The following is a 15,156-nucleotide window of genomic DNA, read 5'->3' on the forward strand; positions in this document are numbered from 1 at the left end:
CTAGAGAGTCCAAATGAGCGAACTGGCGGAAAAGGTCCAACAGGATTTGGTTGCGGCCATCGATAACGATGACCTGGTTCTGCCAACGTTGCCGGAAGTGGCCCTGCAGATTCGCAAGGCCGCCGAGGATCCGGAAATCAGCGTCAGCGATCTGAGCAAAGTCATCGGCCGCGACACCGCGCTGTCGGCGCGCCTGATCAAAGTGGTCAACAGTCCGCTGCTGCGCGCCGCGCAGGAAGTCACCGACCTGCACACCGCCATCACCCGTTTGGGCATCAACTACAGCAGCAACCTGGCGATCGGTCTGGTGATGGAGCAGATCTTCAATGCCCGCTCCGAGGTGGTCGAACAGAAGATGCGCGAAGTCTGGCGCAGCAGTCTGGAAATCGCTGGCGTCAGCTATGCCCTGTGTCGTCGTCACACTCAGCTCAAACCCGATCAGGCGGCACTCGGCGGGCTGGTGCATCAGATTGGCGTGCTGCCGATTCTGACTTACGCCGAAGACCACAATGAACTGCTCTCCGATGCGGTCAGCCTGACCCATGTGATCGAGCAGATTCACCCATTGCTCGGCGAGAAATTGCTGCGGGTCTGGGAGTTTCCCGAGCGCCTGGTGCATTTGCCGTTGCTGTATCAAGACTTCAGCCGCGACTCGGCGCGCATCGATTACGTCGATGTCGTGCAAGTGGCCAATTTGTATTGCCGCAAGGACACCGATCATCCGTTTGCGCGGATTGATCCGTTTAGCGTGCCGGCGTTCAGGAAGCTGGGGATTGACCCGGAGAACAAACAGTTTTGCGCGGATCTGGAAGAATCGCGGTCGATGTTCTACTGACCTGTGGTGAGGGGATTTATCCCCGTTGGGTTGCGAAGCGACCCTAGACTCTGCGATCCGAACCGCGACTGCTGCGCAGCCGAGCGGGGATAAATCCCCTCGCCACAAAACTACTACCAGGGGGAAAATTCCCCGCCACAAAAGTATTACCCGGCAATAAAGCTGACCCGCACCTTCAACCCTGCCTGCTCGCCATCATGCAAGGTGATCTGCGCCAGATGCGCGCGACAGATCTCGCCGACAATCGCCAAGCCCAGACCTGAACCGGCAACCTGCTGATTGCGCCGATAAAACCGTTCGAACACCCGATCACGCTCGTGCAGCGGGATGCCCGGCCCGTCGTCCTCAACCTCAAGCACCGCCGGGGCCGTGACCCGTAGAATCACATTGCCGCCCGGTGGCGTATGCGCCAGCGCGTTGTCGACCAGATTGCTCAGCAGCTCATTGAGCAGCGTCGGCTCACCGCGCAGCCACACCGGTTCATCCGCTTCAAGCGCCAGCGCCACGCCGCGCTTGTGCGCCAAAGGCGCCATGGCCATGCCCAGTTCACGAGCCAATTGACTCAGATCGAGCAACTGCGCGCCGCCCTCGGCAATCGCCCGCGCACCGTTTTCGACCCGGGCCAGCGATAGCAGCTGATTGGCCAGATGGGTCAGGCGATCGGTGCTTTGCGCGGACGATTCAAGGGTGGTGCGCCAGGTCTCCGGCTCGTTCGAGCGCAGGCCCAGTTCCAGGCGTGCCTTGAGTGCGGCCAGCGGCGTACGCAACTCGTGAGCGGCATCGGCGATGAACTGCGCCTGCCGCTCGAATTGGCCGCGCAGACGCTCGGTGAAATGATTGAGCGCGCGGACCAAGGGTCCCAATTCATGCTGCACTTCCACCAGCGGCAGCGGCCGCAAATCGTCGGGCTGGCGTTCCTCAACAGCGGTTCTTAACCGCTCCAGCGGGCGCAGCGCCGCACTCACCGCGAACCACACCAGCAACAACGCGCCCACGGCCAGCATGCCCAAGCGCAACAAGGTGTCAGCCGCCAGACTGCGCGCCATGCTGACCCGCGCTTCGTCGGTTTCAGCCACGCGGATTTCCGCCATGCCGTTCATGTTCGGCTCGCTTACGGCCTTGAGCAGACTGACCACACGCACGTTCTGGCCGTTGTACTTCGCGTTGTAAAAGCGCGCCAGCGCCGGATAGCTGTCGGTACGCGGCGTGCCGGGCGGTGGCCCGGGAAGATTTTCGTAGCCGGAAATCAGCTTCTGGTGAATGTCGTTGACCTGGTAATAGATGCGCCCGGCGCTGTCGTAGGCGAAGGTATCAAGCGCCACGTAAGGCACGTCGGCGCTGAGGCTGCCATCACGCTGCGACAACCCGGCAGCGATGGTCCGTGCCGAGGCCAGCAGCGTGCGGTCATACGCGGTGTCGGCGGCTTCGCGACCATTCCAGTAAGCGCTCAAGCCACTGGCGAGCATCAGCACCACCAGCAACCATCCAAGGTTCCACAGCAACCGCCAGCGCAGGCTGCTGGGCTTATGCATCGCGGCTTTCCAGCAGGTAGCCGAGGCCACGGAAGGTCACGATGGCCACGGGCTGGCCATCGAGCTTCTTGCGCAAGCGGTGCACGTAGATTTCGATGGCGTCGGGGCTGGCTTCTTCGTCGAGGCCGAACACCTGCGCGGCCAGTTGTTCTTTGCTCATCACTCGCCCCGGCCGCGCGATCAACGCTTCGAGGACGGCCTGCTCGCGCGAGGTGAGGGTCAGTAGTTCGTCGCCGAGGGTGAAGCGCCGTGTGTCGAGGTCGTAAGCCAGAACACCACAGCGCTGCTGACGCTCGCCGCCCAGGACACTGCGGCGCAGCAAGGCTTTGACCCGCGCTTCCAGTTCCGTCAATTCGAACGGCTTGGCCAGGTAGTCGTCAGCACCGAGATTGAGGCCGTGCACGCGATCCTTGACGTCACTGCGCGCGGTCAGCATCAACACCGGCAGGTTCTTGCCCCGTGCACGCAGCCGCGCCAGCACCTCGAAACCGTCCATGCGCGGCAGGCCGACATCGAGGATCGCCACCGCGTATTCCTCACTGCCCAGCGCCAGGTCGGCGGCCACGCCATCGTGCAACACATCCACGGTCAGACCGGTGCTCTTGAGCGCCTGAGCCACGCTTTCGGCCAGTTGCAAATGGTCTTCGACGAGCAGGACACGCATGGATTTTTACCTCGTTCAGGGTTGGCCGACGCCACGCTTTGTCGCGGAGTTTACAGCCGCAACCGCCGCTGTGAAGCCCGAAAAACCGTGAAAGACAATTGAAAGGTTGTTGAAAGGTTAGCCGGTTAGAGTCGGCCCACGGACAGTTTCGACTGTCGCCGCTGCCGCCACACAGCGCAACGAAAAACGCCATGAAGCGTTTTCGACTCATAAGAACAATAACGGAGTACCCCAGCATGCCCTCCATGCGCACCAAGGCTGTAACGCCTGCTCGCCTTGCTCGATTCCACCGTTACACCGTCGGCTTCTCGCCGCAGTCCTGCATCCCCTCCGTTGTTTCAGTCGTTGCGCGCGCGCCGCGAGAAAACTGCGCCTGCCGCTAGGTTTTCGCGTTGCCCTTTGGTCATTCGGTCCATCCATAACAACAACTCCTCTGGAGACTCAAATGAACGTATCACTGCGTAAAGTCGCTCTCGCCGCTGGCGCGATGCTGTTTGCCGGCCAACTCATGGCCGAGCCGAAACGTCCGGAATGCATTGCCCCCGCCTCCCCCGGCGGTGGTTTCGACCTGACCTGCAAACTGGTGCAGAGCGCCCTGGTCAACCAGAAGCTGCTGAGCAAGCCGATGCGCGTCACCTACATGCCCGGCGGTGTAGGCGCGGTGGCGTACAACGCAGTAGTGGCGCAACGTCCGGCGGATGCCGGCACGCTGGTGGCGTGGTCGAGCGGTTCGCTGTTGAACCTGGCCCAGGGCAAGTTCGGCCGCTTCGATGAAACCAACGTGCGCTGGCTCGCGGCCGTCGGCACCAGCTACGGCGCCATCGCAGTGAAAAGCGATTCGCCCTACAAGACCCTCGACGATCTCGTTCAGGCGTTGAAGAAAGATCCAGGCTCGGTGGTTATCGGCTCCGGCGGCACCGTCGGCAGCCAGGACTGGATGCAGACCGCACTGATCGCCAAGGCTGCCGGGATCAACCCGCGCGAACTGCGTTACGTGGCACTCGAAGGCGGTGGTGAAATCGCCACGGCCCTGCTCGGCGGCCACATCCAGGTCGGCAGTACCGACATCTCCGACTCCATGCCGCACATCCAGAGCGGTGACATGCGCCTGCTCGCGGTGTTCTCGGACAAGCGTCTCGACGAACCGGAAATGAAAGACATCCCGACCGCTCGCGAGCAAGGCTATGACATCGTCTGGCCAGTGGTGCGCGGCTTCTACCTCGGGCCAAAAGTCAGCGACGAAGACTACGCCTGGTGGAAAGACGCGTTCGACAAACTGCTGGCTTCCGACGAGTTCGCCAAGCTGCGCGATCAGCGTGAGCTGTTCCCGTTCGCCATGACCGGCCCGGAACTGGACACCTACGTGAAGAAGCAGGTCGCCGACTACAAAGTGCTGGCCAAAGAGTTCGGCCTGATCCAGTGATCGTCTCTGTCTAGTGGCTGCGTCTCCTACGCGGGGACGCAGCACAGGAGCTCCCATGCTTATTCAACGCATTTTCGCCTCGGTGTTGCTGCTGGTGTGTGCCGGCCTGGCACTGATGGCGTGGCCGTACCAAGCGGCTTTTTCCTATGAACCGGTCGGCCCGCGCGCCTTTCCGCTGCTGATGCTCGGCCTGATGGGGCTGGCGCTGCTGTACATGGTGTTTCGCCCGGCGCCGATCAAACACAACCCGGATGAGCCGCCGCTGGATCGCGAAACCCTGACCAAGATCGGTCTGTGCGTGGTGTTGCTGCTGGTGTTCGCCGGCACCTTCGAACCCCTTGGCTTCATCGTGGCCAGCATCATTACCGGCGTACCGATGGCCCGTCTCTATGGCGGCCGCTGGCTGCCGAGCGTGGTGATCATCAGCCTGATGGCGGTTGGTCTCTATCTGCTGTTCGATCGCTTGATGGATGTTCCGCTGCCCCTCGGCCTGCTCAGCGTCCTGGAGAACTGATATGGATACCCTTGGCTATTTGGGTCAGGGCTTCGGCGTCGCGCTGAGCCCGTACAACCTGGTGACCGCCCTGTGCGGCACCCTGATCGGCACCGTCGTCGGCCTGTTGCCGGGCCTTGGTCCGATCAACGGCGTGGCGTTGCTGATTCCGATCGCGTTCGCGCTCGGCCTGCCGCCGGAGTCGGCGCTGATCCTGCTCGCGGCGGTGTATCTGGGCTGCGAATACGGCGGCCGGATCAGCTCGATCCTGCTGAACATTCCGGGTGAAGCTTCCACCGTCATGACCACCCTCGACGGCTACCCGATGGCCCGTAAAGGTATGGCCGGTGTCGCGCTGTCACTGTCGGCGTGGAGTTCGTTCATCGGCGCGTTCATCGCCACCTGCGGCATGGTCCTGTTTGCGCCGCTGCTGGCGAAATGGGCGATTGCCTTCGGACCGGCGGAATACTTCGTGCTGATGGTGTTCGCGATTGTCTGTCTCGGCGGCATGGCCGGTGATCGACCGTTGAAGACCTTTATTGCGGCGCTGATCGGTCTGTTCCTTTCCACCGTCGGCATCGACGCCAACAGTGGCGTGTACCGTTTCACCGGCGACAACATTCACCTGACCGACGGCATTCAGTTCGTTGTGCTGGTGCTGGGTCTGTTCTCGATCAGCGAAATCCTTCTGCTGCTGGAAAAAACCCACCACGGCCAGGAAGCGGTGAAAGCCACCGGCCGGATGATGTTCAACTTCAAGGAAGCGGCGTCGGTTTTCGTCGTCAACGTGCGCTGCGGCGTGCTCGGTTTCATCATGGGCGTGCTGCCCGGTGCCGGCGCAACGCTCGCCAGTGCCGTGGCCTACATGACCGAGAAGCGCATCGCCGGCACCAGCGGCAAATTCGGTGAAGGCGATCCCCGTGGTCTGGCCGCGCCGGAAACCGCTATCGGCGGCGCGGCGTGCGGCGCTCTCGTTCCGATGCTGACCCTCGGCGTTCCGGGTTCGGGTACCACCGCAGTGATGATCGGCGCGCTGTCGCTGTACAACATCACCCCGGGCCCACTGCTGTTCCAACAGCAACCGGACATCGTCTGGGGTTTGATCGCTTCGTTGTTCATTGCCAACGTGATGCTGGTGATCCTCAACATCCCGATGATCCGCGTATTCACCCGCATCCTCGCCGTGCCGAACTGGGCGCTGGTGCCGATCATCGCGATCATCACCGGGATCGGCGTTTACGCGGTGCACGCGACCACCTTCGATCTGTTCCTGATGATCGGTATCGGCATCTTCGGTTACATCCTGCGCAAGCTGGATTTCCCGCTGTCGCCACTGCTGCTGGGCTTCATCCTCGGTGGCCTGATGGAGCAGAACCTGCGTCGCGCCCTGTCGATCTCCAATGGCGCGCTGGAGATTCTCTGGTCGAGTCCGATCACCTTCGGTTGCTGGATCCTCACCGCAATCATGCTGCTGATGCCGCTGATCCGCATCTGGCGTAAACGTTCGGCGGCACGGCGCGTCATTGCCGATGTTTGATCGCTTGTCCCTGAAAGCCTGGTGGGGCACCCCGCTGGTCGGTCTGCTTGGCGGTTTCATCGCCAGCCAGATCGGCTGGCCGCTTCCGTGGATGGTCGGCTCGTTGCTGGCGATCATCCTGGTGCGCTGCCTGACGCCGTGGCAACTGGCGGAAATCCCTGGCGGGCGCAAGTGCGGCCAGTGGATCGTCGGCATCGGCATCGGCCTGCACTTCACCCCGCTGGTGATGGAACAGGTGCTCAGTCATTTCGGTTTGATCTTCTTCGGTGCATTGGTCACCAGCCTTTCGGCGGTGGTCGGCGTGTGGCTGATGCGCCGCACCGGCGAGGATCGCGCCACGGCTTTTTTCTCAAGCATGCCCGGTGGTTCCGGGGAGATGGTCAACCTCGGCGCTCGTAACGGTGCACTGCTCAGCCATGTCGCGGCCGGGCAGAGTCTGCGGGTGTTGGTGGTGGTGTTGTGCGTGCCGGCGGCGTTCAAGTATCTGCTCGGTGACGGTACGCCGATTTCTCATGCAGGCAGCGTCGATTGGCGCTGGCTGGCGATTCTGTTTCCGGCGGGCGCCCTGCTCGCCTGGCTCTGGCAGCGTCTGCGCCAACCCAATCCATGGCTGTTCGGGCCGTTATTGGTCAGTGCGGCGGTCAGCATCACCTGGGATCTGCACATCGGTTTGCCCAATGGCGGCAGTCAGATCGGCCAATGGCTGATTGGCAGCGGTCTGGGCTGTCACTTCAATCGGCAGTTCTTCCGCCGCGCGCCGTCGTTCATGGGCCGGACGTTGATCGGCACCGCGCTGACCATGTTGATCGCGTCGCTGGCGGCGCTGGGCTTGAGTGCATTGACCCATCTGGATCTGCGTTCGCTTACCCTGGGCATGATGCCCGGCGGGATCGCCGAGATGAGCCTGACGGCGGAGACCCTGCAACTGTCGGTGCCGCTGGTGACGGCGATGCAGGTGATGCGGCTGTTGTTTGTGCTGTTTCTGGCGGAGCCGTTGTTCAAGTACTGGAATCGTCATCCCGCGTAAGTCTGCGAAATCGGGTCGCTCTTTTCGCGAGCAGGCTCGCTCCCGCATGGGGTTTGTGGCTTGCACACAATTCCTGCTCGCGAAGGGGCCAACCCGATCGAGACATCAAATCGGTGGCAAGCGCCAGTCGATCGGCGTTTCGCCATTCTGTTCGAGAAACTTGTTGGTCCGGCTGAAATGCCCACAGCCCAAAAACCCGCGATAGGCCGACAACGGCGACGGATGCACCGAGGTCAGCACCAGGTGCTTGGTCGCGTCGATCAGCTTCTGCTTGCTCTGCGCATGGGCGCCCCAGAGCATGAACACCAGATGCGGCTGCCGTTCGCTGACCACTTCAATGATGCGGTCGGTGAAGTGTTGCCAGCCCTTGTCCTTGTGCGCGTTGGCGTTGGCGCGCTCAACCGTCATGGTGGTGTTGAGCAGCAGCACGCCCTGTTCGGCCCAGCTCTGCAGGTAGCCGTGGTTGGGAATGTCGATATTGAGGTCGCGTTTCAACTCTTTATAGATGTTGACCAGCGACGGCGGTGCCGGCACGCCCGGTTGCACCGAGAAACACAGACCGTGGGCCTGGCCCGGGCCGTGGTAAGGGTCCTGGCCGAGAATCACCACTTTCACCTTGTCCAGGGGCGTTGAGTTCAGTGCGTTGAAAATCATCGGTCCCGGCGGATAGATCTCCTTGCCGGCGGCCCGCTCCTGCTGCAGAAAGCTGCGCAACTCTGCCATGTAAGGCTGGTCGAACTCAGCACGCAGTGCCTCCTTCCAGCTCGGTTCGAGTTTGATACGGTCGTCAGCAGTCATGGTCATTTCCGGCAAAAACAATGGGGCGAACCCTAGGAAAGCCGACCACGCTTGTCAATTGATCTGACGCAGATCCGGCACTTTCCCCCATAGCGATCATACTGTTCGCTCAAATTCCCGATCGAGGTCACGATGAATCTGCACTTCGAAGAACTTACCGGCACTGACGGCGCCCGCATCGGCATCGCCAGCCTGGATGCCGAAAAATCGCTGAACGCGCTGTCCCTGCCGATGATCAACGCGCTCAGCGACAAATTGAACGCCTGGGCCAATGACCCGCAAATCGTCTGCGTGCTGCTGCGCGGCAACGGCAGCAAAGCTTTCTGCGCCGGTGGCGAGGTGCGCAGCCTGGTCGAAGCCTGCCGCGCTCACCCCGGCGAAGTGCCGCCGTTGGCCGCGCAGTTTTTCAGCGCGGAATATCGCCTCGATTACAGCCTGCATACCTATCCAAAGCCGCTGATCTGCTGGGGTCACGGTTATGTGCTCGGTGGCGGCATGGGCCTGTTGCAGGGCGCCAGCACGCGGATCGTCACGCCGAGCAGCCGTCTGGCGATGCCGGAAATCACCATTGGCCTGTATCCGGACGTTGGCGCCAGTTGGTTTCTCGCCCGATTGCCGGGCAAGCTCGGCTTGTTTCTCGGCCTGACCGGCGCGCACATCAACGGCCGTGATGCGCTGGATCTGGATCTGGCCGACCGCTTCCTGCTCGACGAACAGCAACCGCAATTGATCGAAGGCTTGCTGCAATTGAACTGGCAGGAACAGACCGCCATGCAGCTCAACAGCCTGCTCAAGGCTCTGCAGCAGGAGGCACTTGAGCAAATGCCCGAAGCGCAGTGGCTGCCGCGTCGTCCGCAGATCGACGAACTGCTCGATGTCAGCGACGTTGCCTGTGCGTGGAAAGCCATCAGCCTGCACCGCGACAGCAGCGATCCGTTGATTGCCCGCGCGGCGAAAACCATGACCGAGGGTTCACCGCTGACCGCGCATCTGGTCTGGGAACAGATCAGCCGCGCGCGGCACATGTCGCTGGCCGAAGTATTCCAGATGGAATACACCCTGAGCCTCAATTGCTGCCGTCATCCGGAATTCAGCGAAGGCGTGCGCGCGCGGCTGATCGACAAGGATCAGAAACCGCACTGGCACTGGCCGGACATCAATAACGTGCCGGATGCGGTGGTCGAGGCGCACTTTCATAAAGTCTGGGAGGGGCGGCATCCCTTGGCGGATCTGACCCAGTATTGAGGTGACGCGTGGCCCGTGATGGCAACAGGATTTCCATCGCGGGCCGGCTCAATCGGTCGTCTTGTTACTCAGACATTCAGTTCGTAGAACTCTATTATTTCCATCATCGCCCGCTGCGCTTCATCGTCGCCCTTTATCAAAATATCCTCGACATCCCTCAGTGGCGGAAGCGGGTGCAGACGTTCGGCAATTTGCGTCGCGCTGTAGTCCTGCGTCGCTGTTCCTTCGCTGACTCTTATGAAGCCAATAGCGCTTTCACCAGCGGCAAAATGACTGGAAACCCGGATTTTCGGCGCCATGCCGTAATCCACCACGATCACCAGATCATCGCGCTCACGATGAAACTTGAGGTTGTCGATCGTCAGCCTGCGCTCGGAAAAATCGATCCCGTCCAGGCCGCCTCCGTTGTTGATGATCACGTCTCTGCCGAGGCCATCGTATCGGTAGATATCATTTCCAGCGCCGCCGGTCAGCGTGTCATTGCCCGGCCCACCCAGCAGCAGATCATCACCGGGGCTGCCGGTGAGCACGTCATCCCCTTGCATGCCTCGGATCTCCCCCGCGCCGCTTATCGTGTCGTTGCCGCGACCGCCCACGAGTGGCAGCGCTCGTCCGTCTCGCAGGGAGGTTGAACGGCTGGGATTGTTGACGATGACACCCGTATGAAAAGTCTCGGGCGCAGGGCCGAGCTGACTCGATTCCAGGAGCTGCTTCAAACTTGCGACCGACCCATCGGCGAACTTGACGAGCTCAATACCGGCGCCCTCAAGTTCACCGTTGTGGGGCAAGACGATGCGGACTTTCTGCGTCCCGCCCCATTGGATATCGAGCGTCGAATGGAGCATTTTCGCTCTCGGCGGATTGCGGTAAGCCGCGCGATCCGGGTTGGGCTCCAGCTCGACATGGCTGGTCTCTATCAGCGCAGCACCCCAGCTCAATTGCAGTGCATCGCGCTGCGCGCCTGCGGGAAGAACGACCGTGTCCTGATCGATCAATCCGTACTCGTCTTTCCACCCCGCTACGCCAACTTCTGCTCGGTGGAAAACAGGGTTGAGCACGTCCGCAATCGTGGTTGTCGCCCCGGCATGCGCTTGCACGACGTAGGTGTCGGCGCCGTCTTCGCCGTAGAGCCAGTCATCACCCGAGCCGCTGAGCAGATAGTCGGCGCCCTCGGAGCCCAGCAAGGTATCGTCACCCGCCCCGGCGGATAAAAACGCGCCCGGTGTTCTGTCGCCGACAGTGCCGTAGTCAAGTGGGGAGCCTGCATAAGCGACGATCAGATCGTCTCCCGCGCCGCCGTGGAAAACGTTTTCCACTTCGACGTTGACTCGCCCGCCGGCATCGTTGCCATGGACGATTTTGCGTTTGATCGTTTCAGTCGTGACATCCCAGCGAAACGCCTTGGGCACTGTTGCGCCCGAACTGAAGCTTGCCGCCGGATAGACGTACCAGCCTTCAAGCGCGCCGGATTCCTTTCGGTCCTCCACCAATACGTCGCCCGTATTGAATGAAAACCCGTTGGCCGAGCCGGATCGATAATAGCGAGGCGCCTGACTTGAGGAGGCGATTTCTCCCTCGGCTTTCACCGGTTTATGTTCGACACGGGTTGTGGTTTTCGACTGCCTTTCACTGACTACGGCTCGCCCGCCATCAGCCTTCATCCATGGCGGCGTTTCCGACAGTGTTCCTGCGTCGACGCTGTCCTCGCTCAGCTCGGTGTGAGTGGTGTAACCGGTGTCGGTGGTAGTGATATGGCTGCGCACCCAAACGCCTTGCTCATTCAAGGTAAAACCTGTGGCGTGTTTGCGGGCGGAGCGTTTTGACTGGATTTGCGCGAGGAACTCATCGGTCCAGTTGACCGCTTGAACAGACGCCACCGGGCCTTGCGCCACAGCGGTGACATCGTCTGGCTTAACCGGATCCGCAACTTTGCTTTCAGGGGTTGCCGGGGCGGTGACAGGTTCCGGTACGGGTGGCTCGGACATCTCTATCGGTGGCAGTGTTTTGCGCAGGACATCTGCGTAATCCAGTACCACGCCGTCGCTGAAAGTGAATGTGGAAGACTTCCACTTCTCGTGATTCTTGATGAGTATCGCGTCGCCCGTGCCATTGGCCAGTCGCAACACCGTGCCGACGGTAACTTCGATAACGTCGGCCTTCAGGCTTTGCGCGCAAAACCCTGCACCGAACCTGATGATGTTGCGGCCGCCGACATCGGTGACGATATCCAGACCGTCGCCAGCGCCGAAATAGTAGATGTCAGCGCCATCCATGCCATCCAGCACGTCAGCACCGGGACCGCCATCAAACACGTTGTCGCCAGAATCGCCGCGAAGGTAGTCCGTCCCTTCCCCGCCCAGCAGGGTGTCGTTGCCACCGCCTCCGAGCAACGTGTCGTTACCTGGGCCACCGTGCAGATAATCGGCATTCTGCTCGGCCTCAGCGCTGTTCTCGTAATCGCCGGCAAGAATGTCGTCACCCGCACCGCCGTCCAGCGTGTCGGCACCGAAACCACCCTGTAACGTATCGTTTCCTTCGCCGCCCTGAAGCACGTCATTGTTGCTTCCGCCCGGCTGCAGGTCAGACACATCGCCATCGAGAAAATCCACCCCTGCGCCACCCGCCAACGTATCCGCGCCGCCCATGCCGCGCAGGGTGTCATCCCCCGCGCCGCCATCGAGAAAGTCGTTGCCGTGATAGCGAACCGGATGCTCAGGGCTATCGCCGATCAGATCGTCATGGCCTTCGCCGCCGAAGAGCAAATCATCGCCAGCGCCGCCCCAGAGCGTGTCATCGCCGGAGCCACCGTCCAGCAGATCATCGCCAAAAAAATGCGCGGCATCGCCTTCGACGCCGTCCAGTACGCCGTCATCACCCTGCAAAATGTCGTTGCCAGGGCCGCCATACAGCGCGTCGCTGCCACCGTTACCGGCGAGCCGGTCATCACCGCTACCGCCGTCCAGCACATCGTTGCCATGGTGTTTGCTGGGTAGCCCACCGCCCCAATCGAGGTTGTCGCCGAGCATTACGTCGTTGCCGCTGCCACCGGCCAGGGTGTCGTCACCTTGATCGCCTTTGAGAAAATCGTCGTCAGCTCCGCCGTCAAGCAGGTCCTCACCCCAGCCGCCGTTGATAATGTCCTTGCCGCCCTGCCCGTACAGCACGTCGTCACCGCCCTCGGGCGCACTGTTTATCGAGGCCTTTGAATAGACCGCTCGGTGACTGGTTACACCGCGAGCTATGGGGACGTCAGCGCGTTTGACCGCCCAACCTTGTTCCAGTGCACCGGTGGTTTCGTCTCCGGATAACACATCGTCGCCAGCACCGCCGATCAAGGTATCCCGGTCATTGCCACCGAGCAGAACGTCTCGGGATGCCGTACCGATAAGCAAATCGTCACCTTGCCCGCCGTCGAGCCAGTCTCCGCGACTTGCCTTGCCCTTGGCGTCACCGTCGGCCATAGCTTTTTCGAGCGTAGTCTGCTTGTCGCCGAACAACCGATCGTCTCCAGCCTTGCCGAACAATCGATCAGAACCACCCAGGCCGAGAATGACGTCGTCTGCGGCGGAACCGTAAAGTACGTCGGCCTTGTTGCGCTGTTTGACCTTGGGCAGCAGCACCACGTTGCCCAGCTCATCAAAGGAAGGCTGATCGCCGGGGACAGTGGGATCAGCGTCTTTGGCTTTCCAGTCGCCCTGGAGCGTCAAATCTGCAGCAGTGAGCGGCTGCCCCTCGTACTCAGGGAGGCGGATGCCAAGCATCCCGGGCTGGAAGTTTTTGATCACCACCAGATCGCCCTCGCCGTATTTGATGTTGAGGGTGTTTTCAACAAGCGTCAGGGTGATGGACCGATCCTCGGTAGACCAGATATTGCTCAGAGGCGCGCGGCGTTTGAGATGGGGAATCGGCCCGCCGTTGATCCACAGTTGCCCATCGGCGTTGGCATCAAGAATCTCGTCGATGCCATCGCCGCTGGCGAATTCATAACGGTCGTTGCCTTCGCCCCCGATCAAGGAGTCGTTCCCCTTTCCTCCGATCAGAACATCGTCACCGGCCATCCCGTACAACTCATCATTGCCGTCATCTCCGGTAAGCGAGTCGTTACCGCGACCACCTTCAATAAAATCGTGACCGGCCATCCCATCGATGGAGTCATTGCCCACGCCGCCATACAGATGATCGGCATTTGCGCCGCCGGCGAAAGATCGCCCGCCGTCATCACCGAACAGGGCCAGCGGGTTCAGCACTCCGGTGGTCATCGGCGCCTGTTTGCCTGAGGCGAGATCGGAGTAGGAAAACTGCTGCAGCGAGTGTTCTGCGAACGAGGCTTGGGTACGGGCAATCAAACGGGCGAGCATCTGCGCACGATCCGCCAGCCACTGCGCGGTGATAAAGCCTTCGCCAGTGTGCGGATCGTAAAGCTCGAGGTTGCGGTCGGGATAACCGTCGGCTCGTTCTATGACGACTTCACTGAGTTGCTGCAAGGAATTGCGCAACGCCAGACCGAGCGGCGTCGCCTCGCCTGCCAGTTTTGCCCATGCATTGGCATTTCCGAACTCGCCTATTGTCCGGGTGACGATGCTTTGCGACTGCTCTGGGGAGAACGCCGAGAAGAAGGCGTAAGCGTTGCTGGCGAAGGTTTCGTTGGTGGTGGGTATGGCAGCAGAATCGCCGTCGTGAGTGCGCTTGAACATGTCGAGAAATTCGTTCTGGCCGTAGCGCAAGATCAGCTCGACCACGGCGGCAACAGGCGTGCCTTTGACTACATGCTGAATCAGCGGATTCACACTGCCACTGGCCAGCGCGATGTTGATTTGCTCGGGTACGACCGATAGCAGACTTTGCAGTGGATTGATGCCGAAATTGCTGATCGCCGCTCGCAGGCCGACGCTGTAGGCGTCGATGGCGAAGAGAATGTTTTTATAGTCGTCGAGCCGGTTGGGTTTTGCCTGGATGGGTGGGCCGCCATCTTCCGCATCCGGGTCGCCCGCAGAGATCAGTCTCCACGTTTCATAGGGACGTTTACCGCCCAACAGGCTGAATCCGACTGTTCCAGACCAACCAGAGTTACGCTTAACGGCGGTGTCGTCCTCCCCACAAACCTCCTTGAACAGGGCCTCGCCAATCGCGCTGGCATCAATATCTGCGATCTGGCTGATTGACGGCACGGTCCAGGGTGCCAGTTGACCGGCAAGGGATCCGTTGATCAGGGTATTGATGAAGTTGACGGCAACCTGGTTGGATGAAAGCTGCATCAGGTCTTCACTGAAAATAGTATTCAGTCTGAGTTCACCCTGGCGGGAGGTGTAACCACGAATCAGGGCAGAGTAGGCACCGTTTCCACCGTTGGCATCAATGGCCACGGCAAGCCAGAGTCTGGCGCTTTTCAGCACCTCTCCAGCCTCTTTATCGGCAGCTGCAACGTCAGAAACTTTTTCACCAATAATGTCGAATAGCTTTTGGTACAGGGGTGCGCAGCTTGCCCCTGCTAATTTCAGTGCATCGTACTGAAGTTGTTTTGAGCGCAGCCTCATTCCTTTGCAAATATTTGCTGCGTTGAAAATCTCTGATTTTTCCATATCGCTGAATACATAACTCATTG

Annotated in this window: 10 protein-coding genes; 6 read left to right on the plus strand and 4 right to left on the minus strand. The window is 60.8% G+C overall.

Annotated features, from left to right (window positions below; translation table 11 throughout):
- The first annotated feature begins 13 nt into the window (after positions 1 to 13).
- A complete protein-coding gene (locus tag KVG85_RS13810) occupies positions 14 to 835 on the plus strand; it encodes an HDOD domain-containing protein (RefSeq protein ID WP_024011994.1) in 822 nt (273 codons plus the stop codon).
- Between the two features lie 146 nt (positions 836 to 981).
- On the opposite strand, the gene KVG85_RS13815 is transcribed toward KVG85_RS13810, so the two are convergent.
- Positions 982 to 2,367 carry a sensor histidine kinase gene (locus KVG85_RS13815; protein ID WP_039760888.1) on the minus strand — a complete coding sequence of 462 codons (1,386 nt, stop codon included), beginning with the start codon at positions 2,365 to 2,367 and terminating at the stop codon, positions 982 to 984.
- The gene (locus KVG85_RS13820) at positions 2,360 to 3,031 is read right to left on the minus strand and encodes a response regulator (protein ID WP_024011992.1); all 672 of its coding nucleotides are present in this window, start codon (positions 3,029 to 3,031) and stop codon (positions 2,360 to 2,362) included. Before KVG85_RS13820 ends, KVG85_RS13815 begins: the two co-directional genes overlap by 8 nt.
- A gap of 445 nt (positions 3,032 to 3,476) precedes the next feature.
- Here KVG85_RS13820 and KVG85_RS13825 point away from each other — a divergent pair, with 445 nt between their 5' ends.
- The 4 genes from KVG85_RS13825 to KVG85_RS13840 are packed head-to-tail and all read left to right on the plus strand — an operon-like array spanning position 3,477 to position 7,511.
- Positions 3,477 to 4,454, plus strand: a complete 978-nt coding sequence (locus KVG85_RS13825; RefSeq protein ID WP_016771275.1) for a Bug family tripartite tricarboxylate transporter substrate binding protein — start codon at positions 3,477 to 3,479, stop codon at positions 4,452 to 4,454.
- A 55-nt stretch (positions 4,455 to 4,509) separates the two neighbouring features.
- Positions 4,510 to 4,968 (plus strand): tripartite tricarboxylate transporter TctB family protein, encoded by a 459-nt coding sequence (locus tag KVG85_RS13830; protein WP_016771276.1) that lies wholly within the window; start codon positions 4,510 to 4,512, stop codon positions 4,966 to 4,968.
- Position 4,969: 1 nt separating this feature from the next.
- Complete coding sequence (locus tag KVG85_RS13835; protein WP_016771277.1) at positions 4,970 to 6,484, plus strand: tripartite tricarboxylate transporter permease; 1,515 nt, start codon at positions 4,970 to 4,972, stop codon at positions 6,482 to 6,484.
- The gene (locus KVG85_RS13840) at positions 6,477 to 7,511 is read left to right on the plus strand and encodes an AbrB family transcriptional regulator (RefSeq protein WP_056783516.1); all 1,035 of its coding nucleotides are present in this window, start codon (positions 6,477 to 6,479) and stop codon (positions 7,509 to 7,511) included. Before KVG85_RS13835 ends, KVG85_RS13840 begins: the two co-directional genes overlap by 8 nt.
- Positions 7,512 to 7,616: 105 nt before the next feature.
- Here KVG85_RS13840 and ung read toward each other — a convergent pair whose 3' ends face one another.
- Entirely contained in the window at positions 7,617 to 8,309 is a 693-nt protein-coding gene (gene ung, locus KVG85_RS13845; protein WP_024011989.1) for a uracil-DNA glycosylase, read from the minus strand.
- A gap of 132 nt (positions 8,310 to 8,441) precedes the next feature.
- Between ung and dspII the strand changes: the two genes are divergently transcribed.
- Entirely contained in the window at positions 8,442 to 9,554 is a 1,113-nt protein-coding gene (gene dspII, locus KVG85_RS13850; RefSeq protein WP_024011988.1) for an enoyl-CoA hydratase/isomerase DspII, read from the plus strand.
- 68 nt (positions 9,555 to 9,622) lie between these two features.
- Here dspII and KVG85_RS13855 read toward each other — a convergent pair whose 3' ends face one another.
- Positions 9,623 to 15,154: a calcium-binding protein gene (locus KVG85_RS13855; protein ID WP_217864143.1), complete on the minus strand. Its 5,532-nt coding sequence runs from the start codon at positions 15,152 to 15,154 to the stop codon at positions 9,623 to 9,625.
- Between the last annotated feature and the right edge of the window lie 2 nt (positions 15,155 to 15,156).

It is taken from the genome of Pseudomonas triticicola, from assembly GCF_019145375.1.
GTDB lineage: Bacteria > Pseudomonadota > Gammaproteobacteria > Pseudomonadales > Pseudomonadaceae > Aquipseudomonas > Aquipseudomonas triticicola.

Excerpts from the sequence above, each read along its gene's own strand:
- KVG85_RS13810 (WP_024011994.1), top strand. The coding sequence starts at position 14 with ATGAGCGAACTGGCGGAAAAGGTCCAACAGGATTTGGTTGCGGCCATC.
- KVG85_RS13815 (WP_039760888.1), bottom strand. The coding sequence starts at position 2,367 with ATGCATAAGCCCAGCAGCCTGCGCTGGCGGTTGCTGTGGAACCTTGGA.
- KVG85_RS13820 (WP_024011992.1), bottom strand. The coding sequence starts at position 3,031 with ATGCGTGTCCTGCTCGTCGAAGACCATTTGCAACTGGCCGAAAGCGTG.
- KVG85_RS13825 (WP_016771275.1), top strand. The coding sequence starts at position 3,477 with ATGAACGTATCACTGCGTAAAGTCGCTCTCGCCGCTGGCGCGATGCTG.
- KVG85_RS13830 (WP_016771276.1), top strand. The coding sequence starts at position 4,510 with ATGCTTATTCAACGCATTTTCGCCTCGGTGTTGCTGCTGGTGTGTGCC.
- KVG85_RS13835 (WP_016771277.1), top strand. The coding sequence starts at position 4,970 with ATGGATACCCTTGGCTATTTGGGTCAGGGCTTCGGCGTCGCGCTGAGC.
- KVG85_RS13840 (WP_056783516.1), top strand. The coding sequence starts at position 6,477 with ATGTTTGATCGCTTGTCCCTGAAAGCCTGGTGGGGCACCCCGCTGGTC.
- ung (WP_024011989.1), bottom strand. The coding sequence starts at position 8,309 with ATGACTGCTGACGACCGTATCAAACTCGAACCGAGCTGGAAGGAGGCA.
- dspII (WP_024011988.1), top strand. The coding sequence starts at position 8,442 with ATGAATCTGCACTTCGAAGAACTTACCGGCACTGACGGCGCCCGCATC.
- KVG85_RS13855 (WP_217864143.1), bottom strand. The coding sequence starts at position 15,154 with ATGAGTTATGTATTCAGCGATATGGAAAAATCAGAGATTTTCAACGCA.